Origin of the sequence: Paraburkholderia kururiensis JCM 10599 = LMG 19447 (genome assembly GCF_003986935.1) — a bacterium.
GTDB classification, from domain to species: Bacteria; Pseudomonadota; Gammaproteobacteria; order Burkholderiales; family Burkholderiaceae; genus Paraburkholderia; species Paraburkholderia kururiensis.
This window is the reverse complement of sequence record NZ_RJZE01000003.1, coordinates 34,796-61,497: the sequence shown is the minus strand read 5'-3', so window position 1 is coordinate 61,497 and position 26,702 is coordinate 34,796. Positions and strand designations below refer to the sequence as shown.

At 65.6% G+C, this 26,702-nt stretch carries 21 protein-coding genes; 18 read left to right on the top strand and 3 right to left on the bottom strand.

Translation table 11 applies throughout. The annotated features are described in order from the left end of the window. Position 1: 1 nt before the first annotated feature. The 17 genes from tssF (at position 2) to PKKP23_RS04225 (ending at position 22,159) form a co-directional block, all read left to right on the top strand. Positions 2-1,756 (top strand): type VI secretion system baseplate subunit TssF, encoded by a 1,755-nt coding sequence (tssF, locus tag PKKP23_RS04305; RefSeq protein ID WP_126875932.1) that lies wholly within the window; start codon positions 2-4, stop codon positions 1,754-1,756. Further along, the gene (gene tssG, locus PKKP23_RS04300) at positions 1,711-2,838 is read left to right on the top strand and encodes a type VI secretion system baseplate subunit TssG (RefSeq protein WP_240658737.1); all 1,128 of its coding nucleotides are present in this window, start codon (positions 1,711-1,713) and stop codon (positions 2,836-2,838) included. The genes tssF and tssG overlap by 46 nt, the downstream gene beginning before the upstream one ends. Before the next feature lie 11 nt (positions 2,839-2,849). After that, positions 2,850-5,615: a type VI secretion system ATPase TssH gene (gene tssH / locus PKKP23_RS04295; RefSeq protein ID WP_126875931.1), complete on the top strand. Its 2,766-nt coding sequence runs from the start codon at positions 2,850-2,852 to the stop codon at positions 5,613-5,615. Between the two features lie 4 nt (positions 5,616-5,619). Then, on the top strand, positions 5,620-7,542 hold the full coding sequence (tssI, locus tag PKKP23_RS04290; RefSeq protein WP_126875930.1) for a type VI secretion system tip protein TssI/VgrG: 1,923 nt from the start codon (positions 5,620-5,622) through the stop codon (positions 7,540-7,542). Positions 7,543-7,550: 8 nt separating this feature from the next. After that, complete coding sequence (locus tag PKKP23_RS04285) at positions 7,551-8,321, top strand: toxin-antitoxin system YwqK family antitoxin (protein WP_240658735.1); 771 nt, start codon at positions 7,551-7,553, stop codon at positions 8,319-8,321. A gap of 2 nt (positions 8,322-8,323) precedes the next feature. Beyond that, on the top strand, positions 8,324-8,710 hold the full coding sequence (locus PKKP23_RS04280) for a DUF4280 domain-containing protein (RefSeq protein ID WP_126875929.1): 387 nt from the start codon (positions 8,324-8,326) through the stop codon (positions 8,708-8,710). Positions 8,711-8,723: 13 nt separating this feature from the next. Beyond that, a complete protein-coding gene (locus PKKP23_RS04275) occupies positions 8,724-8,987 on the top strand; it encodes a hypothetical protein (protein ID WP_126875928.1) in 264 nt (87 codons plus the stop codon). A 13-nt stretch (positions 8,988-9,000) separates the two neighbouring features. Next, a complete protein-coding gene (locus PKKP23_RS04270) occupies positions 9,001-10,014 on the top strand; it encodes a substrate-binding periplasmic protein (protein ID WP_126875927.1) in 1,014 nt (337 codons plus the stop codon). Positions 10,015-10,056: 42 nt separating this feature from the next. Beyond that, on the top strand, positions 10,057-11,331 hold the full coding sequence (locus PKKP23_RS04265; RefSeq protein ID WP_017773559.1) for a dicarboxylate/amino acid:cation symporter: 1,275 nt from the start codon (positions 10,057-10,059) through the stop codon (positions 11,329-11,331). 9 nt (positions 11,332-11,340) lie between these two features. Beyond that, positions 11,341-12,042 carry a cysteate racemase gene (gene cuyB / locus PKKP23_RS04260; protein WP_017773560.1) on the top strand — a complete coding sequence of 234 codons (702 nt, stop codon included), beginning with the start codon at positions 11,341-11,343 and terminating at the stop codon, positions 12,040-12,042. After that, positions 12,039-13,454 carry a dicarboxylate/amino acid:cation symporter gene (locus PKKP23_RS04255; protein WP_126875926.1) on the top strand — a complete coding sequence of 472 codons (1,416 nt, stop codon included), beginning with the start codon at positions 12,039-12,041 and terminating at the stop codon, positions 13,452-13,454. The genes cuyB and PKKP23_RS04255 overlap by 4 nt, the downstream gene beginning before the upstream one ends. Then, positions 13,451-13,951, top strand: a complete 501-nt coding sequence (locus tag PKKP23_RS04250; RefSeq protein WP_126875925.1) for a hypothetical protein — start codon at positions 13,451-13,453, stop codon at positions 13,949-13,951. Before PKKP23_RS04255 ends, PKKP23_RS04250 begins: the two co-directional genes overlap by 4 nt. After that, a complete protein-coding gene (tssK, locus tag PKKP23_RS04245) occupies positions 13,948-15,282 on the top strand; it encodes a type VI secretion system baseplate subunit TssK (protein WP_126875924.1) in 1,335 nt (444 codons plus the stop codon). The genes PKKP23_RS04250 and tssK overlap by 4 nt, the downstream gene beginning before the upstream one ends. Positions 15,283-15,364: 82 nt before the next feature. After that, positions 15,365-16,117 (top strand): DotU family type IV/VI secretion system protein, encoded by a 753-nt coding sequence (locus PKKP23_RS04240; protein WP_126875923.1) that lies wholly within the window; start codon positions 15,365-15,367, stop codon positions 16,115-16,117. A 73-nt stretch (positions 16,118-16,190) separates the two neighbouring features. After that, positions 16,191-20,393 (top strand): type VI secretion system protein, encoded by a 4,203-nt coding sequence (locus PKKP23_RS04235; RefSeq protein WP_126875922.1) that lies wholly within the window; start codon positions 16,191-16,193, stop codon positions 20,391-20,393. Then, a complete protein-coding gene (gene tssA, locus PKKP23_RS04230; RefSeq protein WP_126875921.1) occupies positions 20,390-21,496 on the top strand; it encodes a type VI secretion system protein TssA in 1,107 nt (368 codons plus the stop codon). The genes PKKP23_RS04235 and tssA overlap by 4 nt, the downstream gene beginning before the upstream one ends. A gap of 57 nt (positions 21,497-21,553) precedes the next feature. Next, complete coding sequence (locus tag PKKP23_RS04225; RefSeq protein WP_017773567.1) at positions 21,554-22,159, top strand: hypothetical protein; 606 nt, start codon at positions 21,554-21,556, stop codon at positions 22,157-22,159. A 62-nt stretch (positions 22,160-22,221) separates the two neighbouring features. Here the strand turns inward: PKKP23_RS04225 and PKKP23_RS04220 are convergent, their stop codons facing one another. From PKKP23_RS04220 to PKKP23_RS04210, 3 genes are all read right to left on the bottom strand, one after another. Beyond that, on the bottom strand, positions 22,222-23,160 hold the full coding sequence (locus tag PKKP23_RS04220) for a dihydrodipicolinate synthase family protein (protein ID WP_126875920.1): 939 nt from the start codon (positions 23,158-23,160) through the stop codon (positions 22,222-22,224). After that, positions 23,157-24,242, bottom strand: a complete 1,086-nt coding sequence (locus tag PKKP23_RS04215; RefSeq protein ID WP_126875919.1) for a lactonase family protein — start codon at positions 24,240-24,242, stop codon at positions 23,157-23,159. Before PKKP23_RS04215 ends, PKKP23_RS04220 begins: the two co-directional genes overlap by 4 nt. A gap of 110 nt (positions 24,243-24,352) precedes the next feature. Further along, entirely contained in the window at positions 24,353-25,306 is a 954-nt protein-coding gene (locus PKKP23_RS04210; RefSeq protein ID WP_126875918.1) for a LysR family transcriptional regulator, read from the bottom strand. Positions 25,307-25,435: 129 nt separating this feature from the next. Here PKKP23_RS04210 and PKKP23_RS04205 point away from each other — a divergent pair, with 129 nt between their 5' ends. After that, complete coding sequence (locus tag PKKP23_RS04205) at positions 25,436-26,560, top strand: mandelate racemase/muconate lactonizing enzyme family protein (RefSeq protein WP_126875917.1); 1,125 nt, start codon at positions 25,436-25,438, stop codon at positions 26,558-26,560. Positions 26,561-26,702: the final 142 nt, after the last annotated feature.

The window sequence follows — 26,702 nt, the reverse complement described above, 5'->3', positions numbered from 1 at the left end:
CATGGCGACCGACGACATCCTTCAGTACTACAAACGCGAGCTTTCGTACCTGCGTCTGCAAGGTGCGGAGTTTGCGCGCAGCTATCCGAAGATCGCGTCGCGTCTCGCCCTGCACGGCACGGAATCGCTCGACCCGCACACCGAGCGTCTTATCGAGGCCACGGCGTTTCTCGCTGCGCGCGTGCATCGCGATCTCGACCAGGAGTTTCCGCAGGTCGCGTCGGCCCTGCTCGACAACGTTTGTCCGTCGCTCGTTCAACCCGTGCCTTCGATGACGGTTGCGCGGTTCGAACTCGATCCCGCACAAGGCAAGGTCACGGCAGGCTTCGCCGTGCCGCGTCACACAGGCCTGCAGGCACGCACGGAAACGGGCGACGCATGCCGCTTCCGCACGGCGTGGGAGACGGTGTTGTGGCCGCTTTCCATTGTCCACGCCGCGTTCGGCGAAGACGCCACGCTGCGCCTCACGCTGGAGTGCGCGGACGGTGTGGACTTCTCCGAACTGGAGATCAGGCAACTGCGCCTGCATCTGTACGGCGACTGGATGGTGACGATGCCGCTCTACGAGTTGCTCGTATCGGGCGTGAGGGACGTCTCGGTGCAGCCCGAAGGCCGTGTACCGGCTCTGCTGCCCGCGCGCGCCTGGCGCGAAGTGGGCTACGGCGAAGCGGACGACGTGCTGCCGCGGCCGCCGAACGCGCAGCCTGCCTACGCGTTGATGCAGGAGTACTTTGCGTTTCCGCGCAAGTTTCATTTCTTCGATCTGCACCATCTCGAAGGGCGTCTCGGCAAGGGCCGCCGCTGCGAGATCGTGCTGCATCTGAAGCGCACGCCGCGTGGCCTCGGCATGCTCAACCCCGGGCATTTCCAGCTTGGCTGCACGCCCGTCATCAACCTGTTTTCGCAGACGAGCGAGCCGATCGTCATCGATCATCGCCACTACGAATACCGGCTCGTTGCCGACCAGCGGCGCGAGTCGATTACGGAAATCCATTCCATCGATTCCGTTGTGGCGTCGCACCCGACGCTCGGGCGCGAGTCCGCGGTGCCGTGCTTCTCGGCCATCGACCACGTAGCGGCCGAAGGCGACACCGTGTTCTGGTCGGCGCGCCGCGAGCGCAGCCTGCGCGAGCACGTGCAAGGCACCGACATGTTCCTGAGTTTCGTCGACGCGGCCAACACGCTCGCCGATCCTGGTGCGCCCGTGATCTACGCGAACGTGCTTTGCACGAACCGGCGGCTCGCCGAGCGTGTGCCGGTGGGCGCGCGCATGCTGGTCGAGAAAGTTTCGCAGAACGCGCGCGTGCGCTGCCTTTACGAACCCACCGCACAGCGCAGCCCGGCACTCGGCAGCGAGACGCTGTGGCGGCTGATCTCGTTGCTCACGCTCAACTATCACTCGCTCGTGAGCGGCGCGACGGGCCGCGCACAGTTGCAGGAGATGTTGCGTCTCTTCGCATCGGACAGCACGCGCGAACAGGACCAGATTCGAGGCATTCGCAGTGTGGACGCGCGCAGCGCGACGGCACATGTGGGCGGCGATGCGTGGCGCGGCTATTGCCGCGGCACCGAGGTCTGCGTCGAGTTCGATCCCGACACCTTCGTAGGCGGCTCGCCGCTGCTGCTGGGCGCCGTGCTCGCGCGCTTCTTCGCGATGTACACGTCGGTCAATTCCTTTGTACGGCTCGTGGTGCGCCGTGGAGACGAGATATGGAAGCAATGGGAGCCGATGACAGGCTGCCAGCAGCTGCTCTGATCGCCCGTCTCCGGGCGAATCCGCAGCGCTTCGATCTGTTCCAGGCTATCAGTCTGCTGGAACGGTCGGCGCCGTGGGCGCGTCCGCTCGGGCGCGGCAACGGGCTTGCCGAGGCGGTGCGTCTGACGGGCCACGTCTCGCTCGCGTTCCAGCCGAGCGACATCCACAGCGTGCGCGAAAACACTGCGGCCGATCACGACAGCGCGCCCGGCGTCTCTTACGCACAGCGACCCACGTGGACGCTGTCCACGCCTCTGCTCACGCTCGCGGGCGCCAACGGCCCGTTGCCGAGGGCCTACACCGAACTGGTGCTGGAGCGCCGTGCGCAACGCGATACGGCGACAACAGACCTGCTCGACATTTTCAATCACCGCTTTCTGTCGTTCCTGTATCGCAGCCGCAAGAAGCACGCGCCGGCGCTGAACTGGCGTTCGCCGCATGCGAGCGCGATTGCAACTTCGCTCGACGCGCTCAGCAATCTGGGTCTGCGCGCGGATGAACGCGGCCCGCAAGACGCCCGTCTGTGGCTGCGCCACGCAGGGCTCCTGAGCGCCGCGCCGCGCTCGATGACGGGTCTCGTCGCGGTGCTTGCGGACCGGCTCGGAATCGAAGTACGCGGCGTGCAATTCGTGGGCGGCTGGCGTGAGATCAATCGCGCCGATTCGCTGCGTCTCGCCGGCATCGGTTTAGCAACTGCTTCAGAAACAGATTCCGGTGCAACACGACTCACCGGTGTGGCGGTGCTCGGGCGACGCACATGGGACGAAGCGAGCGGCATTCGCCTCGAATTTCCGCGTCTTTCGAAGGCGCGTTTCGAGGCGCTTCTGCCTGGCGGCGCGGATCACGCGCGCGCCGCGTGGCTCGTTCGCACCTATCTGCAACAGGATTTCGACGTGCAGTTCGTGCTGCATCTTGCGCCCGATCCTGCACCGCAGGCCACGGTCTGCGCAGCCGGCGGTGCGCAAGCGGCGAAGCTTGGTTGGACCACCTGGCTGGGCGGTTCGCGTCACCTCACTCACGCGCCGGCACCCGTGCGCCTCGCGATGCGCGAGGCCGCCGTGCCCGCGCCGAAGCATCACTAAGGACGTTGCGCATGGACATCGATATCCGCACGCTGTTGAGCCGTCTCAACCCCGAATGCAAGCTCGCCATGGAGCAGGCCGCGCAGCTGTGCGTGCGGCAGACGCACTACAACGTTGATGTCGAGCATCTGCTGCTCACGCTGCTCGAATCCGACGCGCCCGACCTGGGTGCCATTCTTTCGCACTTCGGTATCAAGGCCGACACGCTCACGGCGCAGTTGCAAAAGGCCGTGGATTCGTTCAAGCGCGGCAATGGCCGTACGCCCGCGCTTTCGCCGAATTTTTCGCCGCTCTTCCAGGAGGCGTGGCTGCTCAGTTCGATGCTGCTCGGCGAGCAGCAGATCCGCTCGGGCACGCTCGCGCTCGCGCTGCTCGAAGTGGATAGCCTGCGCGGCCTGTTGCTCGAATCCGCGCCTGCGCTGCTCAATATTCCGCGTGCGGCGCTGCGCGAACGGCTCGCGGCGATTCTCGCGGGGTCGTCCGAAGATGCGGGCGGCTCGCAAATGCGCGGCCAGGGTGTTGGCTCTGATGCGGGTCGGTCCGGCGGGCCGGGCTCGGGAATGTCCACGGGCATGCCCGCCGCCGCGCCGTCCTCTGCGCCAGGTGCGGCGGCCATGCCCAGCATGACGGCGGGCGCTGTGGGCGCGAGCGGCCGCCAGTCCGCGCTGGAGCAGTACACCGTCGATATGACGGGCCTCGCGCGCGAAGGCCGGATCGACCCCATTCGCGGCCGCGATGCCGAAATCCGCCAGTTGATCGATGTGCTGCTGCGCCGCCGCCAGAACAATCCGATCCTCACGGGCGAAGCGGGCGTGGGCAAGACGGCGGTGGTGGAAGGCTTCGCGCAGCGCATCGTGCAGGGGGACGTGCCGCCTGCGCTCGTCAACGTCTCGGTGCGCTCGCTCGACCTCGCGCTGCTCCAGGCCGGCGCGGGCGTGAAGGGCGAGTTCGAGAACCGGCTGAAATCGGTGATCGCCGAGGTCAAGGCGTCGCCCGTTCCCGTGATCCTCTTCATCGACGAAGCGCATCAACTGATCGGCGCGGGCGGCAGCGAAGGCCAGGGCGACGCCGCGAACCTGCTCAAGCCCGCACTCGCGCGCGGCGAGCTGCGCACCATCGCCGCCACGACGTGGGCCGAATACAAGAAGTACGTGGAGCGCGACCCGGCGCTTGCCCGGCGCTTTCAGGTGGTGAAGGTCGAAGAGCCGGTGGAGGCCGTTGCCATCGACATGCTGCGCGGCATGGTGCAGAAGCTCGAAGAGCATCACGGTGTCGAAATTCTCGACGAAGCCGTGCGCGACGCGGTGAAGCTCTCGCATCGCTACATCTCGGGGCGCCAGTTGCCGGACAAGGCGATCAGCGTGCTCGACACCGCATGCGCACGCGTGGCGATCGGCCAGAACGGCGTGCCCGAAGAGATCGAAGCGCTTGGCCGCTCCATCGAAAGTGCGGAGAACCAGTTGCGCATCTTGCGCCACGAGGCCGCTACGGGCACCGACCGCACCGACGCCATCGCCGCGCTCACGAAGCAGCTGGAAGACGAGCGCGCGCAGCACGCGCGGCTTTCGGACAAGCTCGGCACCGAAAAGCGCGCCGTGGACGAGATACTCGTGTGGCGCAAGAAGATCCGCGGCTATCTTGCCGATGCGGCCAGCGCCGCCGAAGGCGAAGACGCCGAATCGCTGGGCGCGAACCTCTCGCGTCTCGAGAAAGGTCTGGAAGCGGTGCAGAACGACGAGCCGATGGTGCCCGTTTGCGTGGATTCGGCCACCGTCGCGAAAGTGATCTCGGGCTGGACCGGTATCCCCGTGGGCCGCATGCTCGCCGACGAACTGCACACGGTGCTCTATCTGCAGGACAAACTGGCCGAACGCGTGGTGGGCCAGAACGAAGCGCTCGACGCGATTGCGCGCCGCGTGCGCACGTTCCGCGCCGACCTGGACGATCCGGGCAAGCCGGTCGGCGTGTTCCTGCTCGTGGGCCCGAGCGGCGTGGGCAAGACCGAGACGGCGTGCGCGCTCGCGGACATCCTCTACGGCGGCGAGCGCAACATGATCACCGTGAACATGTCCGAGTTCCAGGAGGCGCACAGCGTTTCGGGGCTCAAGGGCGCGCCGCCGGGCTACGTGGGCTACGGGCGTGGCGGCGTACTGACCGAAGCCGTGCGGCGCCGCCCGTACAGCGTCGTGCTGCTCGACGAAATGGAGAAGGCGCACCCGGACGTGCTGGAGCTGTTCTTCCAGGTGTTCGACAAGGGCGTGATGGAAGACGGCGAAGGCGTGCCCATCGACTTCAAGAACACGCTGATCCTGCTTACGTCGAACGCCGCGCAAGACGTCATTACCGAAGCGAGCCGCGGCGGCCACCGGCCGCTGCCCGAAGAACTCATCGAGAAGCTGCGCCCCGCGTTGCTCAAGCAGTTCAGTCCGGCCTTCCTGGGCCGCCTCGTGCTGGTGCCTTACTACCATCTGGGCGACGCGCAGATCAACGCCATCGTGAACCTCAAGCTCGAGCGGCTCGCGCAGCGCTTCCAGCGCAACCATCACGCGCGCCTCACGTGGGACGAGGACATGGCCATGCTGATCGCCGAACGCTGCAAGGAAGTGGACAGCGGCGCGCGCAACGTGGACCACATCCTCACGCAGTCCGTGCTGCCGGAGCTGGCGCGCCAGGTGCTGGAGCGCATTTCGATATCCGAACCGTTTGCCGGCGTGCATCTCGCACCCGGCGCATCGGGCGTGGTCGAGTTCCGCTTCCACTCCGGCGAAGAGGCGTAAGCGCATGTCGAAACCCAGCCAGGCCAACTGGTTCGCGTCGGTCTCTACGCCGTTCGGCGCGGACGTGCTGTTGCTCGATGGTTTCGCGGGCCGCGAGGCCATCTCGGAGCTGTTTCGCTTCGACCTGCGCATGCATTCCACGAACAAGGTGCTTGACCCCGAACAGATCGTGGGCAAGAGCGTGACCGTGACGCTCGAGGACCAGACCGGCGTTGTGCGGCATTTCAACGGCATGGTCACGCGTTTCGCGCACGCGGGCGCGGACGTGCAGTACGGCTTTTACTCCGCGGAACTGGCGCCGCGCCTGTGGCTGCTCACGCTCGGGCAAGACCGCGTGATCTGGCAGAACCAGACGGCGCTCGACATCATCAAGAGCGTATTGGGCACGTTCGGCGTGGCGTTCCAGGACCGCACGAAGCGCAGCAGCGCCTATGGCACGCGCGAATACTGCGTGCAGTACGACGAGAGCGCGTTTCGCTTCATCTCGCGGCTGATGGAAGAGGAAGGCATTTTCTATTTCTTCACGTTCGCAGACGGCGCGCACACGATGGTGCTCGCCGACGACGCTTCGGCCCACGATGAAACCCCGGCCGGCGAACTGTATTTCGCGCCCGACGCCAGCGTTTCCAGCGACGCGAAGCGTCTCGACTTCTTCGCGATGTCGCGTGGCGTGGTGGCGGGCGAGCACATCGTGAGCGACTACGACTACACGACGCCGGAAACAATGCTCTCTTCGGCGAAGGCGTCTTCGAACCTGCCGACCGGCACGCGTTTCACGTTCCCGGGCCGCGTTGCGACCGCGGGGCAGGCCACGCATCTTTCAACCACACAGCTCGAAGCGCACAACGTCACCCAGCAGACCGGGCAGGGCGCCGGCAGGTACTACGGGCTTGCCGCGGGCACCACGTTCACGCTCAAGGCGCATCCCCGCAGCGCACTCAACGTGCGCTACGTGACACGGGCCGTGCGGCATACGGCGTCCAACAGCACCTATAGCAACGAGTTCGAAGTGTTTCCGGCCACGGTGCCGTTTCGCGCGCCGCTCGTGACGCCTCGTCCGCTCGTGGCGGGCACGCATACCGCGAAGGTGGTCGGCTCCACCGACGAGGAAATCTGGACCGACGCGCAAGGGCGCATCAAGCTGAAGTTCCATTGGGACCGCGCGGAGGGCGCCGACCAGAACAGCTCTTGCTGGGTGCGCGTGGCGCAGTCGGTGGCGGGGCCGGGCTGGGGACATCTGTTCCTGCCGCGCGTGGGGCAGGAAGTGGTGGTGAGCTATGTGGACGGCGACCCCGACCGGCCGCTCGTGACCGGCTGCGTCTACAACGGCGACAACGCACCGCCGGTTTCGCTTCCGTCGATGCAGACGCAGAGCGTGATGCGCTCGCGTTCGTCGAAGAACGGCAAGGCGGGCAACGAGATCCGCATGGAAGACAAGCTCGATTCCGAGCAGCTGTACTTCCACGCGCAGAAAGACATGACCGTCGAAATCGAAAACGCGCTTTCCACCACGGTGAAGGAAGGCGCGGAGACGCACGTCGTGAAGAAGGGCGACCGCAGCATCGAAGTGAGCGAGGGCAAGGAAACGCACACCGTGAAGGGCACGCGCACGCTCGATGTGACCGGCGACGAAACGCACACCAGCCACGCGAAGTTCACGCACAACGTGACGGGTGACAACGCGCATACGGTGGACGGCAATTACACGCTGAAGGTGGGCGGCAATCTCTCGATCGAAGTGACGGGCTCGGTGAGCATCAAGGCCGGCACGTCGTTTTCGAGCGAAGCCGGCACGACCCACACGAGCAAGGCGAAGATCACGCTCAGCACCGAGGCCGCGAGCGTATCGCACAAGGCATCCGCGCAACAGACCGTGGACGGCGGCACCATGCTCGTGCTGAAGGGCGGCCTCATTGCGCTCAACTAGGGATAGCCATGTCTGCGCCGACCTCTGCTCCGCCTTCTGCTGCCAACGTGTTCTTCGTGGGCGATGGCACGCATACCACGCATGCCGCCGATGCAACCGAGGCTGTCGAACCGACGGTGATCGAGGCGCGCGATGCCGCAGGTCGCCTCGTGACCCGCGCCGCGCTCGTGAACGGCGTGCCGCACGGCGAGACGGTGCAGTACGCGCCGGATGGCACGGCGCTGCTGCGCGCGAACTACGCGCTCGGTTTGCTCGACGGCGCGCTGCGCACGTTCGATGCCCACGGGCAGCCCGTGCAGGAAGCGCAGTACCGCGCGGGCCTGCTCGATGGCGCGATGTCGGTGTATCAGGACGGGCGCCTCGCCGCACGGCATCAATACGTGGCCGGCGTGTTGCACGGCGAGCGCGTGACCTATGCGCCCTCGGGGCTCGTCACGTCGCGCATGACCTATGAGGCCGGGAAGCTCGAAGGCGAAGCGGTTTTTTTGCACGAGGGCGTGGTGGTGCGCCGCGCGCGCTATGTGAAGGGCCGTCTGGAAGGCGAGACGCGCGAGTACGCCGCCAGCGGCACGCTCGCGCAGAGCCTGCCGTACCACGGCGACCTGCTGCACGGTACGGCGCGCCGCTATGCGCCCGACGGCACGGTGACACACGAGCGCGTCTATCGCCTCGGCAAGCCGCAAGGCGACTGGCGCGCGCTCGACACCGCCGCGACGAACGCCGACGGGGCGCGCGGGCCGCGCATGGTCAAGCAACTGGAAAAGTGGGTGAGAGGGTAGACATGGCATTTCAGGTGACTTCGGGCGCAACGCTCCAGTGCAGCTTCGGCGCCACGCCTTCGGCGTTGCAGGTGTTGCCGGTGAAATGCGTGACGGCGGGCTCGCCGGCCGCAAACATCATGGACCACGCGCCGTTCGTCAACGTGCTGCCGTTCGGCATGTGCAACTCGATGGCCAACCCGACAGTGGCCGCCGCCACGGCAGCGGCGTCGGGCGTGCTCACGCCGATGCCGTGCATGCCGGCCACAGCGGCGCCGTGGGTACCGGGCTCATCGCAGGTCATGATCGGCAAGATGCCTGCGCTACAGGACTCGTCGCGGCTGATGTGCACATGGGGCGGTGTCATCCAGATAGTGGTCGCTGCGCAGTTCACCACGCTGACCAACTGAGACCGAGGCCGCGATGCAATACGTTTTTTCGATGACTTCGCGCATGGTGACCATCGCCGTGAGTTGTGCGTTGTTGCTGTGCCTGCTGCTGTTCCTGCTTGGCGTGGAGATCGGCGCACGCATGAATCGCGCGCCCGCCCAGAGCGCCGACGCGCTGCGCGCCACCCCATCCGCCACGGCTCCTGCGCCGGCTATGCAGTCCGATCTCGCCGCTCCCTCGCCGCTGGATACGGGCAGCACCGCCGCAGCGCCCGCATCCGCTTCTTCGACTCTTTGAGACCGGTAACGCCATGTCGTCTTCCTTGTTCAACTTTCCATCCAACGACGTGCGCGGCTCGCGAGCCGCGCGGCTCGCACGTGCTGCGCGACGCGCATGGCGTGCGTGGCTCGGTGTGGGCGTGGCCGGTGCGATGCTGGGCGCGGCAACCGGCGCATTCGCGGCGATGCCCGCCGCTGCGGGCGCGACCTCGCTCACGAAACCGGTTGCGGGCGGCGCATCGGGCGCAGCCGTTGTGTCTGCGGCGCCTGTCACTACCTCGACCGGCGTGGTTCAGATGCCCGACGGACGCCTGCTCGCCCCCGAGTTCGCACGTATCGTCGGTCGCGGCGAACTGGTGGTCGCGGTGCTGGGCGTGGACCAGCCACCGTTCTTCGAGGAACGCAACGGCAAGCTCGAAGGCATCGACATCGATCTTGCCCGCGACATGGCGAACCGGCTGCACGTGAAGGTGCGCTTCAACCGCGACGCGCGCACCTTCGACGACGTAGTGAGCCTGCTCGCACGCGGCCAGGCCGACATTGCCGTGAGCAAGCTGTCGCGCACGCTCGCGCGCGCCACGGTCATCGCGTTCAGTACGCCGTACCTGCGCCTGAACCGCGCGCTGCTGCTCAACCGCGTGAAGTTCGCGCAGATCGCACACGACCGCTCGGTGCCCGAAGTGGTGCGCTCGTTCGACAGCTCCATCGGCGTGGTTGCGAATTCGTCGTATGCCGCCTACGTGGTGAGCAACTTCCCGCATGCGCAGGTGCACGCCTATCCGACCTGGGACGACGTGCTCAAGGCGCTCAACGCGGGTGAAATCACTGCCGCCTATCGCGACGAGTTCGAAGTGAAGCACGTGCTCAAGGTGGACCCCACCGCTTCGCTGCGTCTGCGCGTCGTAACGCTCCAGGATCTGGAAGACACGCTCGCGGTCGGCGTGAACGTGAGCGATCCGGCGCTGCTCGCGTTCGTGAACCAGTTCCTCTCCGAACGCAGCGTGAAGCTCGACGTGAGCGCGGTTTTGCAGGCAGCGGACCACTAATCGAAACGCGCGAACAGAAAGAAAACAGCACGAGAGACCACCATGAATTCCAGCAGGCTTTACGCATTCGTTCTCAACCCCTGGGTGGTGATAGGCAGCCTCGCGCTTGGCGGCGCGTTCGGTCTGTTCCTGCCCGACCTGGCGCAAAAGCTCGGCTTCATCGGCGACGTCTACGTCGACCTGCTGAAGATGACAACCTTGCCGTTCATGATTTCCGCAGTCATCTTCAGCCTGCAGCGGCTCTTTCGCGACGGCGGTACGTCGCGCCTGCTCATGCGCGTGATCTCGGTGTTTCTGGGCGCATCCGTGACGGTCGCCGTGGTTGGTGCGATCGTGCTGCTCGTCATGCATCCGGGCGCCAACATCTCCACGGCGACGATGCAGACCTTCGGCCTGATGGTGGGCAGCGACAGTTCGTCGAGCGATACGGTCATGAACCTCTACGGCGCCGATCTGCCGGCGAAGTCGCCCAGCTTCTCCGACGTGCTCGCGAGCCTCGTGCCCACCAACATCTTCGCCGCGCTCGCGAACGGCGACGCCTTGAAGGCGCTCGTGTTCGCGCTGCTGTTCGGCCTTGCGGTGGGCCGCGTGCCCGAGCGCATCTCGGTAGGCCTGAGCCAGTCGCTGGAAACCGTCTACCACGCGTGCCAGAAGCTCATGCACTGGCTCAGCTACCCGCTGCCGCTCATCCTCTTTTGCATGAGCGCGGCGCAGCTCGGCAAGTCGGGCGTAGGCCCGCTGCACGCCATGCTGCAATTCGTGCTGGCGTTCTTCGTCGCTTCGTCGCTGCTGCTGGTGCTGGCCGCCATCATCATCTGGAAACGTTCGAGCCATAGCCTCGGCAAGACGCTCGACGCGCTGCGCGCGCCGTTCGCACTTGCGCTCGCCACGCGCAACAGCGCCGCGTGCATGCCGAGCATGGTCGAAAGCCTCGTGGACGGCCTCGGCTTCGCGCGCTCGCGCGTCGAACTGCTGGTGCCGCTCACCATTTCGCTGCTGCGCGTGGGCCCGATGGTCTACTACGTCTGCGCCACGCTCTTCATCGCGCAGCTTTACGGGCATGCGCTCGGCGTGGTGGAAGTGGTGACGGTGCTGCTCGCCTCCGTGCTCGCGGGCTTTGCTTCGGCCGGCATGACGGGGCTCGTGACCGTTTCGCTCGTGGGCATGACCTGCGCGTATCTGCGCCTGCCGTTCGAGGCCGCGTTCATTCTGTTCCTCGCCGTGGACCCGATCTGCGACATGCTGCGCACGCTCGTGCTCGTGATCGGCAATGCCGCGGCGGTTTCCGTGCTCTGTCCGCGTCCGCTCAAGATCTAGGAGCCACCCATGTCAATGATCGGCATTCTGGGCGGCATGGGGCCGCTCGCTACGGTGGATTTCATGGACAAGATCGTGCGCCTCACCGGGGCGAGCCGCGATCAGGAGCATCTGCCGCTGCTGGTAGCGAACCTGCCGCATATCGAAGACCGTTCGAGCGCGATCATCGACGGCGGCGCGGACCCGCTGCCGGCGTTGCTCGACGGCATCGATCTGTTGAACCGGAACCGGGTGGGGCTCATCGCGATTCCGTGCAATTCGGCGCATCACTGGTACGCACCGATACGTGCGCACAGCAAGGCACCGGTCCTGCATATCGCGCAGACGTGCGTGGCCGCAGTGCCGCACACGGCGCGCCGCGTAGCGCTGCTCGCCACCGGCGGCGCGCTCGTTTCCGGCTTCTATCAGCAGGCACTCGCCGAACGCGACATTGAAGCCGTGACGCCCAACGAAGCGATGCAGCCGCGCGTGGCCGCATGCATCCGCGAGGTGAAGGCGGGCTATCTCGACCTGGCCGCGGCGCATCTGGAAGAGGTGCTGGCGATGTTTGCGCACGACGGCGTGAGCACGGCGCTCATGGCCTGCACCGAAATTCCGCTCGCGGCGCAGCGCATTGCGTCGCCGCCGCTCACGCTCATCGACAGTTCGCTCGAACTTGCGCGCGCCGTGGTGACGTACGCGTGCGAGCGCGGCTGGAACCGTCCGCGATGAAAGCGCTGCACACGCTTTCGCGCAGCACGCTCGGGCTCATTGCCTGCCTCGCGGTGGGCGGCCTGTGCGGCGTATTCGCCGAGCCGGCCGGCGCGTTCGCGTACTTCGTGGGCGAGCTGTATCTGTGCGTTGTGAATATGGCGGCGATTCCGCTGCTCGTTGTCGCAACGTTCTTCGGACTGCGCCAGGTGATCGCGCTGCCGCGTCCGCGCACGCGCGTGGGCACCATCATGCTGCTCGCGCTCGCCTTCGTCGTGCTGAGCGCGACAGGCGGCACGCTGGCCGGCGTGCTTGCCATGCCGGGCCAGCACCTTTCCGCCGAGGCGCACGCGCATCTCGGTGAACTCGTGCTCAAGAACGCGGGCGCGGAGGACGTACGCGTTGCGCTGTTCGGCCAGGGCGCGGGCACGGGCGCCAGCCTGATCGACGTGAGCGACCTCTTCCCCGACAACTTCTATCGCGTGCTCGCGCAGGGGCATCCGCTCGGCATTTTGACGGGCACGATCCTGTTCGGCCTCGCGTTCGCGGCGCTCTCGCGCGACCAGACGCGCATGCTCAGCAACGTGTTCGAGGGCGTGTATCGCGCGCTCGAAACCATCATTGCGCAGGCGAACCTGCTGATTCCGGTGCTGGTGTTCGGCGTGGCCGCGCATCTCACGTCGCAGACCCAGGGCGCGACGCTCACCGCCATGAGCAGCTTCCTCGTGTGCTTTGCGCTCGCGGCTCTCGTGTTCGCGGGCCTCGCGCTCGCAACCATCGCGGCGCGCGCCGGGCAATCGCTGCCACAGGTGTTGAGCGGCCTGAAGGCGCCGCTGCTGGTGGGACTGACGTCGGGCAGCGCCACCGCACCCATTCCGCACACCATCGAGGCCATGAGCGAACGCCTCGGCTTCAGCCGCGGCGTGGTGGAGCTCGTGGTGCCGTTCGGTTCGGTATTCGTGCGCGCGGGCTCAGCGCTGTATTACGCACTGGCCGCTGTGTTCGTGGCCAATCTCTACGAACGCCCGCTCGGTGCGGGGGAAATCGCGCTCGTGTGCGCGGCGGCCGTTCTGGCCGCCTTCGTATCGGCGGGGCAGAGCGGCGTGGCCGCCGTGGGCTACACGGGTGTGGTGCTCTCGATGCTGCATCTGCCTGCCGAGGCGGCGGGCGTGCTGTTCGTATCCGTCGATCTGATCTGCGAAGGGCCGCGCAATGCGCTGAGTCTGCTTGCGGTGTGCACGGTGATCGCACTGGTATCCGCCGGCTTGCCCTCGGAGCGCAAGACGGCCGCCGGGTTGCAAGGCGGCGCAGCGGGGTTGAGCCCTGTGCTGCGCTTCACGTTCACGCGTGCGCAACTCGTGCTGGCGGCGGGCTGCGTCACGATGGCGGCGTTGCTGATCGTGCTGATGGGAATTGGAGTGGGAGCGAGATGAAGAAGCGGGGATTGCGTTTGTGCGAGCGGCTTGCACGCCGTGCGGCCACGCTGCTGATGGCGTCGGGCACCGTGTTCGCGCTGGGCGGCTGCAGCATGTTCGGGCTCGGCGGCGAGAAAGCGAAGTGGACCGACGTGACCTTCGCCGCGAGTGACGACGTCAATAACAACAGCCCGGTGGCCGTGGACGTCGTACTGGTGAGCGACGTGACGCTGCTGGCGCGCGTAGCCGAAATGCCCGCGTCGAAATGGTTCGCAGCCCGAGACGATCTGGCGAGCACGTTTCCGAAAGGCTTGCGCTACCGCGGCTGGGAGCTCGTGCCGGGCCAGCACGTGCTGGTGAGCGGCGAGCAGTTCAGGGGTGCATCGGTGGCCGGCGCATTCGTGTTCGCCAGCTACCAGGACCCGGGGGCGCATCGCGTGCGCGTCGAGCACTTCAGCGGCCACATGGTGGTGAAGCTGGACAGCAACAACCTTACCGTCCTGGATTCGAAATGATGCGTGACCACAACATGACGGTGCCGGAGCGGATCGAATGGTTCGAGGGCATGTTGCTCGCGCCGCAGCATTTCCAGCAGATGGCTTCGCGCGCCGACGCGCTCGTGGCCTGGCAAACGCTCGCCGCCGCGCCGTTCAGCTGGGGCGTGCGGCGCCTGGTGTTCGATAACGGTCTGCTCCCTGCGGGTCTGCTGCGCGTGCTGGAACTCGATGCCATCCTGCCCGACGGCACGGCCGTCACCTGGCACGCTCAGGCAGATGGCGGGCAGCGGCTCGAACTGTCGCTGGAGCCGTTTGCCGAACAGCTTTCGAACGGCGCGCTCGACTTCTATCTCGTGCTGCCCGGCGCCTCGACGATGCGGCGCGCGGCGCAGGTCAAGCGCTTTCGCTCGACGCCCGGCGAGCCGGTGGAAGACCTGGTCTCCGATGCGCCGCCTGCCGATATTCCGCGTCTCGTTCCGAACCTGGCGCTTGCGGCGGGCGAGGTGCCTTCGGCGATGCACGTCTGGCTGCGGCTCGGTTCGCTCTATAAGGACAACGAGGTGGTGCGCCTCACCGAGCACCAGCCGCCGCTGCTCGAAATCGCTCGCGACAATCCGCTATGGACGAGCGTCGCCTCGTTGCTGGGTCAGTTGCGCGGCAAGGCGGCATTCGTGGCGAGACAGACCGCGAACCCTTCGTCGAGAGTGGACGACCGCCTCACCCAACTGGAGTTGAAGGACCGCCTGCGCAGCCTCTTGAGCGCGTTGCCGCTTGCCGAGGCCGTGTTGCGCACGCCGCATCTGCATCCGCTCGCGCTGTATCACGCGCTCGCGGCGCTCAGCGGGGCGCTTGCCATGCTCAAGCCCGGCGGGCTGCCGCCCATGCCGCCCGATTACGACCACGGCGATCCGCTTTCGGTGTTCACGCCGCTGCTGCGCTCGCTGCGCGAGTCGGCTTCCGAGGTGAACGAGGAGTATCGCGAGCACAAGTTCGAGTTCCGCCACGGCGCGTTCGAAATCACGCTGCCTCCCGACTGGATCGGCGAGCGGCTCGTGGTGGGCCTGCGCGGCCAGTCGGACCGCGACCTGCTCGCGTGGATGGACGGCGCGGTGATCGGCTCGCAGTCCATCTACGCGTCGCTGCGCAGCCGTCGCGTGCTGGGTGCCGCGCGCCGCGGCATCGACTATGCCGAAGACCTGGGCCTGCGCTCGGGGTCGGGCTACCTGCTGTTCGAGGTGGCGGCGGAGCCCGCACTCGTGCTCGCCAACGAGATGCTGGTGATTGGCAACCCTAACGAAGGTGCGAGTGCACAGCGGCCGCAGGAAATGCTGCTGTTCGTGAAGGGCTGATGAAGAGAACCGTGAAAGCAATGAAGACGTTAACAACGAAGACGCTAACAACGAAGACGTCAATCGAGAAGGCACGCTGAGCATGGCACGCAACCGACCGGACCCCGAAGAAGACGATCTCGTGACGGAGCAGTTCCGCACCTTTCTTGACGAACTCGTGAAGGCTCAGGCGCGCTTCTCCGAACTGCCCGACGCCGACCCGGACCTCGCCGCGCAGGGGTTGAGCCGCCACCTGCTGAACCTGCTGGAGATCCAGACGCTGCAATCGCGGCGCGAGAGCACGCGCTTCGAAATGGAGACGGTGGCTGACGCGCGCTATTTGAAGGCCGTGCTGGCCGACGAGATTCTGCTCAACACCGAATGGGCCGGACGCGAACGCTGGACCGCGTATCTGCTCGAATCGACGCTGTTTCGCACCAACGTGGCGGGCGACCTCGTGTTTCGCCGCGTCGAGCAACTGCTCTCCGAGCGCGAACCCTCGCGGCGCAACATCGCGCGCCTCTATCTGTTTGCGCTCGCCATGGGTTTTCAGGGCCGTTTTCGCGGCACCGATGCCGCTACACGCCTGCGCAGTTATCGCGAAGAACTCTACGAGTTCGTCTATCAACGCCGCGCCGATCTGGGCGGCCGCGACCGCGTACTGGTCCCGGCGGCCTACGCGAACACGCTTTCGCATGTCGCGCCCCGCAAGCTGCCCACCGTGAGCCGCTGGGCCGTCGTGTTCATGCTGGCGGCAGTGTCGCTGCTGGCCATTTCCGAAGTGCTCTGGCTGTGGCAATCGTGGCCCGTGCGCGAAGCCCTGCATGCCGACCCCGTGACGGGGGTGAGCCGATGAATTGGAGCCGTGTGATCCAGATGCAAGTAGGTGCGACGGCGTCTTCGAGCCCGTCTTTTATGGGGGCGTTTGCATGCTGACGAGCAACCTGTTCCTGCTTTCCATCGCGGTGCTCACGCTTGTCGTGTGCGCCGTGCTCGGCGCGGTGATCTACTTCGCGCTGCACGGCTCGCAGGCGAAACCGGCCGCGGAGCGCAAAGTCGTGCGCCTGCGTTCGGACTCGCTGCGCAGCGCGTTTCGTCAGGCCGTCGAACTGATTGAAGGCAACATTGCCTCGCGCGCGGAGCGCTACAACATTCCGTGGATCATGATCCTCAACGAGGGCGACGATCCACGCCCGCTGCCCATCGCCCAGTCGGGCGTCGCAAGCGTGCTGGCGGCCGATGCCGCAAGCCCCGCCGCAACGCAGGGCATTTCGTGGCACTTCTTCGATCGCGGCATCGTCGTCGACATCAAGGCGGCCTGGCTCGGCTCGCCCGACGACGACGGCGACGGCAAGCCATGGGACGAGTTCCTGAGCCTGTGCCGCAACTACCGCCAGCAGCGTCCGTTCGATTCGGTGGTCATTACCGTGCCCGCCGCCACGCTGCTTGCCGATGACACCGACGCGCGGCTGGAACTTGTGCGCCACGCGAAGCTTGCACACCGCCGCCTGTGGCTCGCGCAAAACCGCTTCGCCATGCGCTTCGCCGTGTACGTGGTGGTGACGGGTTGCGAGGCGCTGCCCGGTTTCGCGACGTTCGCGTGTGCGCTGCCGGAGCCGCTGCGCGCGAGCATGCTGGGCTGGTCTTCGCCTTACGATCTTTCCACCACGTACCAGCCGGGCTGGGTGGACACGGCGATGAACTCGATCATGCGTTCGGTCTCGGACGCGAGCGCCGAACTGTTCGCACTCGATGCCGCGCATCTCGACGCGCGCCAGTTTCTGCAGCTTCCCTCGCGCATCGACGCCATGCGTGCACAGCTTCAGCTTTACGTGGACGAACTGCTGCGCGCGAGCGCATATCACGAGCCGTTCTTCTTTCGGGGCATCTACCTGACCGGCGATGCGAGCGAATTCGCGCAGTGGAGCGTAACGCAGGCTGCGGACCCGACTGTGTCGCACGACGGCGTGCCCGCGCTCGAAGCGCCGTCTTCCGATGTACACGGCGCGCTTGCGCCTTACGATGCGAGCGATCTTCACGAGACGGTGCAGAACGGCGCCGATGCCGAAATGAGCGATGGCCGTCGCGAGCCCGGCGGCCAGATCAACGACCTCATGCTTCAGCCCGCGTTTCTGCGCGATCTGTTCGAGAAGAAGATCTTCCTCGAATACGGGCTCACGCGGCCTTCGCGTTCGCAGCACCTCACGCGCCCGGTGCTCAATCGCGCGCTGCGCTGGGGCGGCATTGCGCTGCTGGGCGGCTGGGGGCTCGGCCTTGTTGTCGCCACGGTGCAACTGAACCATCGCAATGGCGAACTGATCGCCGCGCTCGGCACGCTGCGCCGCGACTCGGCCGAACGCGCGAGCGCCGCGCAGCAAGGGCAGGACTTGCCCGCGGACTGGTATCGCCGCAAGGCACTCGCGCTGATCGCGATGAACCAGAACCTGAAGACGACGAGCGGCTGGGCGGTCTTCATGCCGGGCTCGTGGAGCCTCGTCGACGATCTGAATGCGCGCGTGAAGGAGCGCTTCGAACGCGAGTTCGGCAGCATTGCCGTGGCGGCGCTGGAGCGCGAGATGTATGCGCACGTGAGCGATCTGACCGGCGTGGCGCGTGACCCGAGCACGGGTCAGCTGATTATCGGCGACGACTGTGCGGCGCCCGGCATGGGGCATCTCGGCGCAGCCGCGCCGTCGAGCCTTGCAGTCGACGATCTGCCACAGATGCGCGCGCTCGCGGTTTATGTGAACAACGTCGATCATCTCGACGCGGCGCTTCAGGCATTGCAGCGTCTCCAGCATCCCGCGCCCGACAACGCCGACTCGCTGCGCCTCGTGGTGCGTTATGCGCTGGGCGCGGACCTTCAGGGCGGCGTGGCGGACAGCGTGCCTTACTTCTATCGCGATCAGGACGGCCGCAACGCATTCGGCAGTGGTGCGCCAGGCGTTAATCTGCCGGCTATCCAGCAGGCGCTGCGCTGCACGCTCGACAAGGGCGCGCAGCAACTCGACCTCGCCATGTTCGCGAACAACCCGTTGCTCGTCGCGGAGCGCGCCGTTACGGATCATCTGAACAGCCTCACCGTGGCGGACGCGGGCGCGGGCGACTTCACGAAAATCACAGACGGTTATCGGGCCGTGGTGGCCGGCATCGACACGCAACGCGACCTGCTCGCCGCCGGCAAGGGCGGATGGCTTCATCAAACGCAGTTCGTGCCGGGACCGACGTACGACCGCACACTCGCGCGTGTCGCGCAAAACCGGCTGCTTGGTGCCGATCTCTCCGCGCAGATCCGCCAGCGCGACGACACCGCGTTCCAGGCCTTCCGCAACGAGCTCGCGCTGCACTTCGGTGGAGCGGACAGCGGCGTTGTCTGGGTCGACAAGGACGCTCGCTATAGCGTGTCTGCTGGCCGCACCGCGTTGCGCGACGGCTTGTCGGGGCTGCTGAACCAGCCGTTCATGGTTGCGCCGCGTAATCGCGAACTGCCTACGCTCACCGATGGCTCGACGATCGTTTGGGATCGCGCGCAACTCGACCAGGCGCTCGCGCTTGGCGACGTACACAAGCGCTTCCTCGCCGAAGGCCTCGCGAACCTGCCCGCGGCGGCACGTCCCGGTATCGAAGCCACGCTCGATCTGCAGTTTGCACGACTGATCGTCGATCAAACCGCTGCGGCAGCGAACGTGACGACCGCGCCGGCCGGGGCCGATAGTGCGGCATTCGAGGCGGCACTCGCACGGATTTCGCGCATCGAGGCGCTGTTGACCGAACTGGGCGCGAGCGCGCAGCTGGAAGACCTGGCGAGTGTCGTGTCGAGCGATGCGATGGCACGTCTGCAACGCGTGGACGAGGCGCTTACGCAGTCCGAACTGTATGCGACGCGTCAGGATAGCGGCGATGCCGGGCATGGCGGGCGTTCGCCCGTGCTCGCGGCATTCGGCGTTCCCGATGCCGCGGCGCTGCCGCCGTATCTCGACCAGCAGTCGTCGCGTGTGCTTGCACTCGGCAAACAGGCTTCCGTGTATCTCGCCGCGCTCGATGCGAGCGATGCCGGCTCGCCGCTCGCGCTGCGCTGGCAGGCGATCAATCGCGACCTGGAGCGCTATCGCCTGAAGAACCCGAACAGTAGTCTGCTGCGCCTGGAGCAGTTCGCGCTTTCGCTGGCAGCCGACCCGGGGCCCGCGGGCTGCATGTCGAAGTTCACGGGCCGTCCCTCCACCACAGGCGGCGACGATTACTTCGCGACACTGCATGCGCGCTTGTACGACAGACTGCTTGCGCGATGCAGCCAGGGCTACGTGTCCGACATGCGCCAGCAGTGGGCGAGCTTTTCCACGGAGTTCAACGAAAGCGTGGCGGGGCGCGTGCCGTTCGACAACAGCGAGATGCCGCGTGTGGTGGCGCGCAACAATGGCGCGCCGGTTGCCGCGGACTTCGGCGAGGTGGGGCAGGTGCTCAAGCGCTACAGCGCGGTTTCGGAGACCTTCCACGCGTCGCACGCTAGTGCGGGAACCTCGCCGGCGATGACCAACGTCAAGCTGCGCCAGTTCATCGAGAACTTCGACCAGGTGAAGACGCTGCTCGCACCGCTCTATCCGTCAGACGACGGCGCGGCTGCCGGCTACGACGTGAACGTGGAGTTCCGCGTTAACCGGAACGCCGAAGTGGCGGCGAACCAGATCATCGACTGGACGCTCAGCGTCGGCTCGCAAAGTCTTTCGATGAACGAACCGCCGCATGCGCTGCATTGGGACTTCGGCACGCCGGTCACGCTCGTGCTGCGCTTTGCGAAGGACTCGCCATTGACGGGCGCGGCCGATTCACAGCAGCGCGCCTACTCCACCGACGGGCGCACGCTGACATGGCAGTTCACCGACCCGTGGGCGCTGCTCACGTTCATCAACCGTCAGCGTGCGGCGGACGGCAACGGCCGCAGCGAGCGTGCCTCGCAGCTGTTGAGGTTCGAGTTCCCGCTGGGCACGGTGAATCCCGCCGACCTCCCGGCACTGCCGAAGCAGGCGCATGGACGCGTCTACGTGCGCCTCTCGCTCCTGCCCGCGGGCAAGAAGACGCCGCTGCCGTGGCCCGGCAGCTTCCCGGTGCGCGCACCCGAATGGAGCGCGCTATGACACAGGCGAACGCTATGGACTTCGATATCGAGACGCTGCTCGCACCCGTCGCCGAGGGTAATGGGGCAGGCGTTTCGCTGCGTTACGAACCGGTGTACCAGCAGATCCGCGACGCGAGGACGCAAGACGATGCGAGCCTGCCCATGGGCGATTGGGAACGTCCGCTCGTCAAGGCCGACTGGAAGCGCGTTGCGGCGCTGAGCAGCGACGCGCTCGCGAATCGCAGCAAGGACTTCCAGCTTGCGGCATGGCTCTGTGAAGCATGGACGCACGTGTACCACATCGAAGGCCTGGTGGCCGGCACGCGGTTGCTGACAGGGCTTGCGCAACGCTACTGGCAAGACGCGTGGCCCGCGCTAGAGGAAGGCGATGCGGACGCGCGCGTCGCGCCCTTCGTCTGGTTGAACGACACGCTTGCGCTCACGCTGACGCTGCATGTGCCGCTTCTTGCAATTGAAGGACGCGAACCGGCGCACGTGAATCTCGACGAGTGGCAGCGCGTGATCGTGGAAGACGATGCGCGGCCGGCAGACCTCTCGCGCGATTTGCTCGAAAGGAATGCGAAGCAGAGCAGCAACCTGATTGCGCTCACGTCGTTGCGTCAGCAACTGGAAGCGGCACGGAGCGCGTGGCGTACGTTCAGAAGCCTGCTCGACGAACTGCTGCAAAACGATTCACCCCATCTGGGTAGCGTGGACGACGTGCTTGCGCGCTTGTTGCGAGCCGTGACCAGCCTGCCTGGCGACCACGCTTCTCGCGCCGTGCCGTCAGAAAATGCCGATGCGCCGGGCGCGACGACACACTCCGCTATGAGGGAGACCGCAATGACCAGTGCCTTGCAGGAATCGCCGGCAGGACAGACGTTTCCAATGCCCGAGGCGAATCAGCCATTGCCCGCGAAAGTGGATAGCCGGGCACAGGCTTACCAGCTGATCGAACTCGCGGCCAATTATCTGCTCGTGCACGAGCCGCACAGCCCGACGCCTTACCTGTTGCAACGCGCCGTGTCGTGGGGACGCTTGCCATTGCCTGAATTGATGCGCGAGGTGGTGCGCACGGAGGGCGATATGTCGCGGTACCTCGCGATGCTTGGCCTCGAATGACGCAGTTGCCGCTGCGACCACCTGGACTTTTCCGAAAATTCACGAAAGGGAGTTGAAATGATGCTCGATACGTTTGAGGTTCGCTTGCAGGACGGGCTTGAAGCAGACGAAATAGCGAACTTCTTTAATCCCAGAAACGTGTATGCCTTGCGGGAAATGCTGGCGTATTACGCGACGATCTCCCAGTCTCCGGAAAATATTCTGGCGATGATCGCAATTCTCGATTACGCAAAGCTTCCGAGTATGGAGAAATTCAATTTCATCTTCAGGAATTTCATTGCTCAGGGATGCCGATACGAACTCAATATCGGTTCGGACCTTCGCCGCAGGTTGAACGATGCACGGCAAAATCTGGTGGCGCCGGACCCCGCCTCTTATCGCAGTTCCAGAGGGCGCATCGTGATTGCGCCGCATCGCGTGAATATTCCGTTGCCGGCCGGGTTCTTCGACATCAACGGGCTGTACGTTCATTTGCTTACCGACATTGGGGAGGCGTACGGAAGATTCCTGGCGGCATTCACTCGGGAAGACAAAGGGTTCACGTATGTCAGGCATGTCGACGTGACCGGGAACCGCCTCGCGAGCGAGGTGAAGGAGTTTATGCTTCAGATGCTTCACGCGGGTTTCAGTATTTCGCCGAAACTCATGAGGCTGGACTCGTAAGCAATAGGACCTTGAAGGGCCGCGGCCCGCCCACGGTCTTCAGATCCCATGCGACGAGCCCGCTACTTCAAGGCTTCGAGCCGTGTCGCCTGCCGCTTCACGAGCCGCTCGATGTCGGCAACATCGGCGGCGGTGAGTTGGGCGCGAGGCTTGCGTAGCGCTGCCGATGCAATGACGCCGCGCTTTGCCATGAGATATTTGCGCACCGCGAGTCCGATATTCGGCTGCTGCTCATAGCGGGCGAGCGGCAGGTAGGCGTCGAAAACGTCGTGCGCGCGTTCGACGTTGCCCGCCGCGTGCGCCTTGCAGACCTCGACCATCATCTCGGGATAGGCGAAGCCTGTCATCGCGCCGTCGGCGCCGCGCGTGAGTTCCTCGGGCAGGAACAGGCCGCCGCCATTGCCGGTCAGAATGGACACGCGCCGCACCGTACCTTGCTCGCTGGCCGCGCGAATGGCGGAGAGTTTCGAGAGGCCCGGAATGTCCTCGTGCTTGAGCATCACGCATGTCGGCGCGTTGCCCAGTATGCGCAGAATCACCGAAGGGGCCATTTGCACGCCGGTGGAAACCGGGTGGTCCTGCAGCACCCAGGGGCAGCGTTCGCGCAGCGTCGCGGCCACCATGTCGAAGTAGGCGACGATCTGCTCGTCCGTGCGCAAGGTGGGGGCCGGCGCAACCATCACGCCGGAGGCGCCCATGTCCATCACACTTGTCGCGAGTTCGCGCATTGGCGCGAAACCCGGAGCCGATGCGCCGACGACGACCGGCATGCGGCCTGCCACGCGTGCCAGCACGCGCGCGACGAACGTGCGCGATTCGTCGGCGGTCAGTTTCGTGGCTTCGCCCAGAATGCCGAGTATGGTGAGGCCGTTTGCGCCGCACTCCAGATAGAAGTCCACCATCCGGTCAGTGCTGGCCAGGTCGAGTTGGCCATCTTCGGTGAACGGCGTGACGGCAATCGGAAAAACGCCTTTCGCCGATACATCCAATACGTTGCTCATGAGTCGGCCGCCACGATTTCTACCCAGTTTGCCCCGCTCCCACCTTCGCTTCGCGAACACAACGTGAGAGCGCCCGTTTGTGTGTCGATGCTGAACAACGACACGTGCGTGGAGTGTTCGCCGCACGCGAGCAGCGTCCGACCGGACGGGTCGATGCGAAAGCCGCGCGGCTGCGGTTCGGTCTCGACGTGTCCGGCGTGTTCGAGTGTGCCGTCGGCGCGCACGCGCAGCGTGAAGAGGCGGTTCGTCGTGCGCTCGGAGAAATTGACGAAGCGCCCATCGGGATGCACATGGATATCGGCGGCCCAGACGAGCGAAGCGAGCATGGCCGGATCGGGTTGCGGCTCCGTGGCGGGCGGGCGCGCAAAGCCGTCCTGCAAATCGGCGAGTACGTCGGGTCGCGCGCAGACGCTGTGCGGCGCGAGCCTGCCGGTGCGCGTATCGCGACGAAACACCGCTACGGTCGCGCGAAATTCGCTGAGCACATAGAGCCATGCGCCGCCGGGCGCAAGGCACAAATGCCGCGGGCCGAAACCACGGCCAACCGATAGTGTTTCGAGCGCCGAGAGCGGTTGCGCGGCGTTTTCGTCGAGGGTCCAGGACAGCACGGCGTCGCTGCCGAGCGAGGTCGCGTAGACGAAACGATTGTCGTCCGATACCAGCACACCGTGCGCGTTACGGATGCCGCTTTCCACCTGGCGTGGCGTAGCGTCGCCGAGGTCGAGTTGCTTGACGCTAAAGGCGAGCAGTTCGTGGCTACCGTACGAGACGCCGAATAGAAACTGCCCCGTGCGGTCGGCGGCCAGCGAGACGAGACTCGCGCCGATAGGGAGGCGGTATTCGGTTGTCAGTCGGGCAGCGCGAGAGTCCACCGAGTACTTCACGAGCGAAGGCGTGCCGCCGCGTGTGGCCGCGAAGAGTTGGCGGTGGTCGGCGCTCAGTGCGAGCGGCATCACGCCGGGGCCCGCTGCGATGCGTTCGCTTGCGCGCAGCGAGGGCGCGGTGGCTGAAGCGTCGAAACAGTAGGTCCAGAGGCTGGCGTCGTTGGCATTAGAGAGGATGGCGAAGCAGTTTTCGGGCATATGGTCGTTCCATTAACGGGGCTTTCCTGGTGCTTCGGCCAGGAGCAAGCTTGGCGGCAAGCCCAGTATTACGCGGCGGCCGGGACCAGGAAAAGCGACGGCCGCTTGCTTCAGGCATCAGAGTTTTTTGTGTCCGGCATGCGCAACGGCGTGCTGGGGTTTTGCCCGGCGCCTTGCTGTTGCGCACCATTTTCGCCCAGCAGTTCGATAGCGATCTCGCGAAACGCGTGGACAAGCCGCACGCGTGCCGACGAGCGGTTCCAGAGCAGCCCGACCACTCGCCTGGTAAAGGGATGAGGAAGCGCCCATTTCGCGAGCGCGAGGCCAGCGAAGCGCGTCATGCGCCAGTCCGGCACGAGCGTTACGCCGAGGCCGCGGTCGGTCAGAACGGCCAGCGCGTCGAGTCCGTCCAGTTCGCAGCGCTGGCGCGGATTGATGTTGTGCTGCCGCAGATAGGCGTCCGCAAGCTGGCCGCCTACAACGTTGCGGTCGTAGCGCAGAAAGGGTTCTGTGCGCAATGTTTCGTGAACGTCCATCACGTTCATCGAGGCGGGTGTGAGGAGCACGAGCGGTTCCTCGCGAAACGTGTGCCAGTCGCAGCTTTTCGGCAGCGCGAAGAGCGGCTGGACCAGCACGGCTGCATCGAGATGGCCGTTCACGACTTTGCGATAAAGCTCTGTCGAAGGGCCGGGCTCCAGATAGATGTCCATCTGGAGGTGACGTGTGAGCAGGGTGGCCAGCACGTCGGGAATGAGGCCCGTCATCATGGTCGGCGTACCGCCCAGGCGCAACTGGCCCGCAAGCGTGGCGGCGTCGTTCAGATCGGACTTGAGGTCGCGAATTTCGTGCAGCACCGTGCGTGCCCGCTCGAGAATGCGTTCGCCCGCTTCGGTCGTTCCGACTGTACGGCCCGAGCGGCGCACGAGTTTCGTGCCCAGTTCGGCCTCCAGCATCTTGACGCGTTGGGCGACGGCCGCGGGCGTCAGGTCGAGACGCCGTGCGGCTTCTGCAATCGAGCCGAGCTCGACGACGTAGACGAAGCTCTGAAGATAGCGCGAGTCCATCGATAAAAGTTTTAATGCCTGAAGAAGGCGAAGCATGCTGCCATCGCGGCGCAGCAGCCCTCACACTTCATGGTGGGCGCCGCACTTTGGCGCATTCCTTTACTCGAAGACACCAGGAGACAGGTCCATATGCCACGAATCGAGTCCATTTCCGTTTGTACTGCCGTGGTCCCGCTGGACCGCGTGACGTCGTTTTCAACGCGCGTCGTGTCGCGCCGCGAGTATGGTCTCGTCAAGATACGATCGAGCGACGGCGTGGAAGGCATCGGTTTCTGCTATGTGGGCAGCGCGGGCGGCGAACTGATGCGCGTAGCGGTGGAGCAATTGCTGGCGCCGGTTCTGAAGGGACGCGATTCGTACGGCGTGGAAGGGCTGTGGCAAGCCATGTATCAGGAGAGCCTGCTGCAGGGGCGGGCCGGCACCGTGATGCGCGCTATCAGCGTGCTGGATACGGCGCTGTGGGACCTCAATGCGCGCACACATGGCGTGCCGCTTCACAAGTATCTGGGGGCGGTTGAACTGGAAACGGTGCCGGCCTACGCGAGCGGCGGCTATTACCTCGACGGCAAGACGCCCGAGAAACTCGGCGAGGAAATGGCGGGCTATGTCGAAGCAGGGTTCAGGGCCGTGAAGATGAAAGCCGGTCGTCTTTCGCCGGTTGAAGAAGAGGCGCGCGTGCGCGCCGCGCGCGAGGCGATTGGCCCGGACGTCGAACTGATGATCGACATCAACAACGGCTGGCACGACGTGACTGAAGCGCTCCAGTTCGTCCGCCGCTTCGAGGCGTACGACCCTTACTTCATCGAAGAGCCGTTTTCGCCCGACGACGTGGACAACCACGCACGCCTCGCAAGCGCGACGCGCGTGCCCATTGCGACGGGCGAGATCGGGTACGGCCGCTGGTATCACAAGGAGCTGCTCGACAAGCAGGCGGCGTCGATCCTGCAGACCGATGCGCTGGTTTGCGGCGGTATTTCGGAGTGGCGCCGTATTGCCGCCACGGCGGCGAGCTACGGTGTCGTCGTGTGCCCGCACTGGTTCCATGACGTCCACGCGCCGCTGGTAGCGGCCACGCCGAACGCGCGCTACGTCGAGTTTTTCCGCGACGACCAGGTGCTCAACTTCCGGCGTCTCATTGACCGTCAATTGACGCACAAGAATGGTCGCATCGTCCTGCACCAGGAGCCGGGGCTCGGATTCAATTTCGACGAGACCCAGGTGGCGAAGTACGGGCGTTGGACCGAGTCGAGGTGAGGACGTCGCGCATCGCGGGCCGGCAGCGAAAAACGTCATTGTTACGTGCTCCTTGCTGGATGGCGCACGGGGCATATGCGCCCATCGTTCCGGTTCGTTCCACCCGTGGGCATCTCAGCGCGGTGGCGCAGTACGCGCCCTG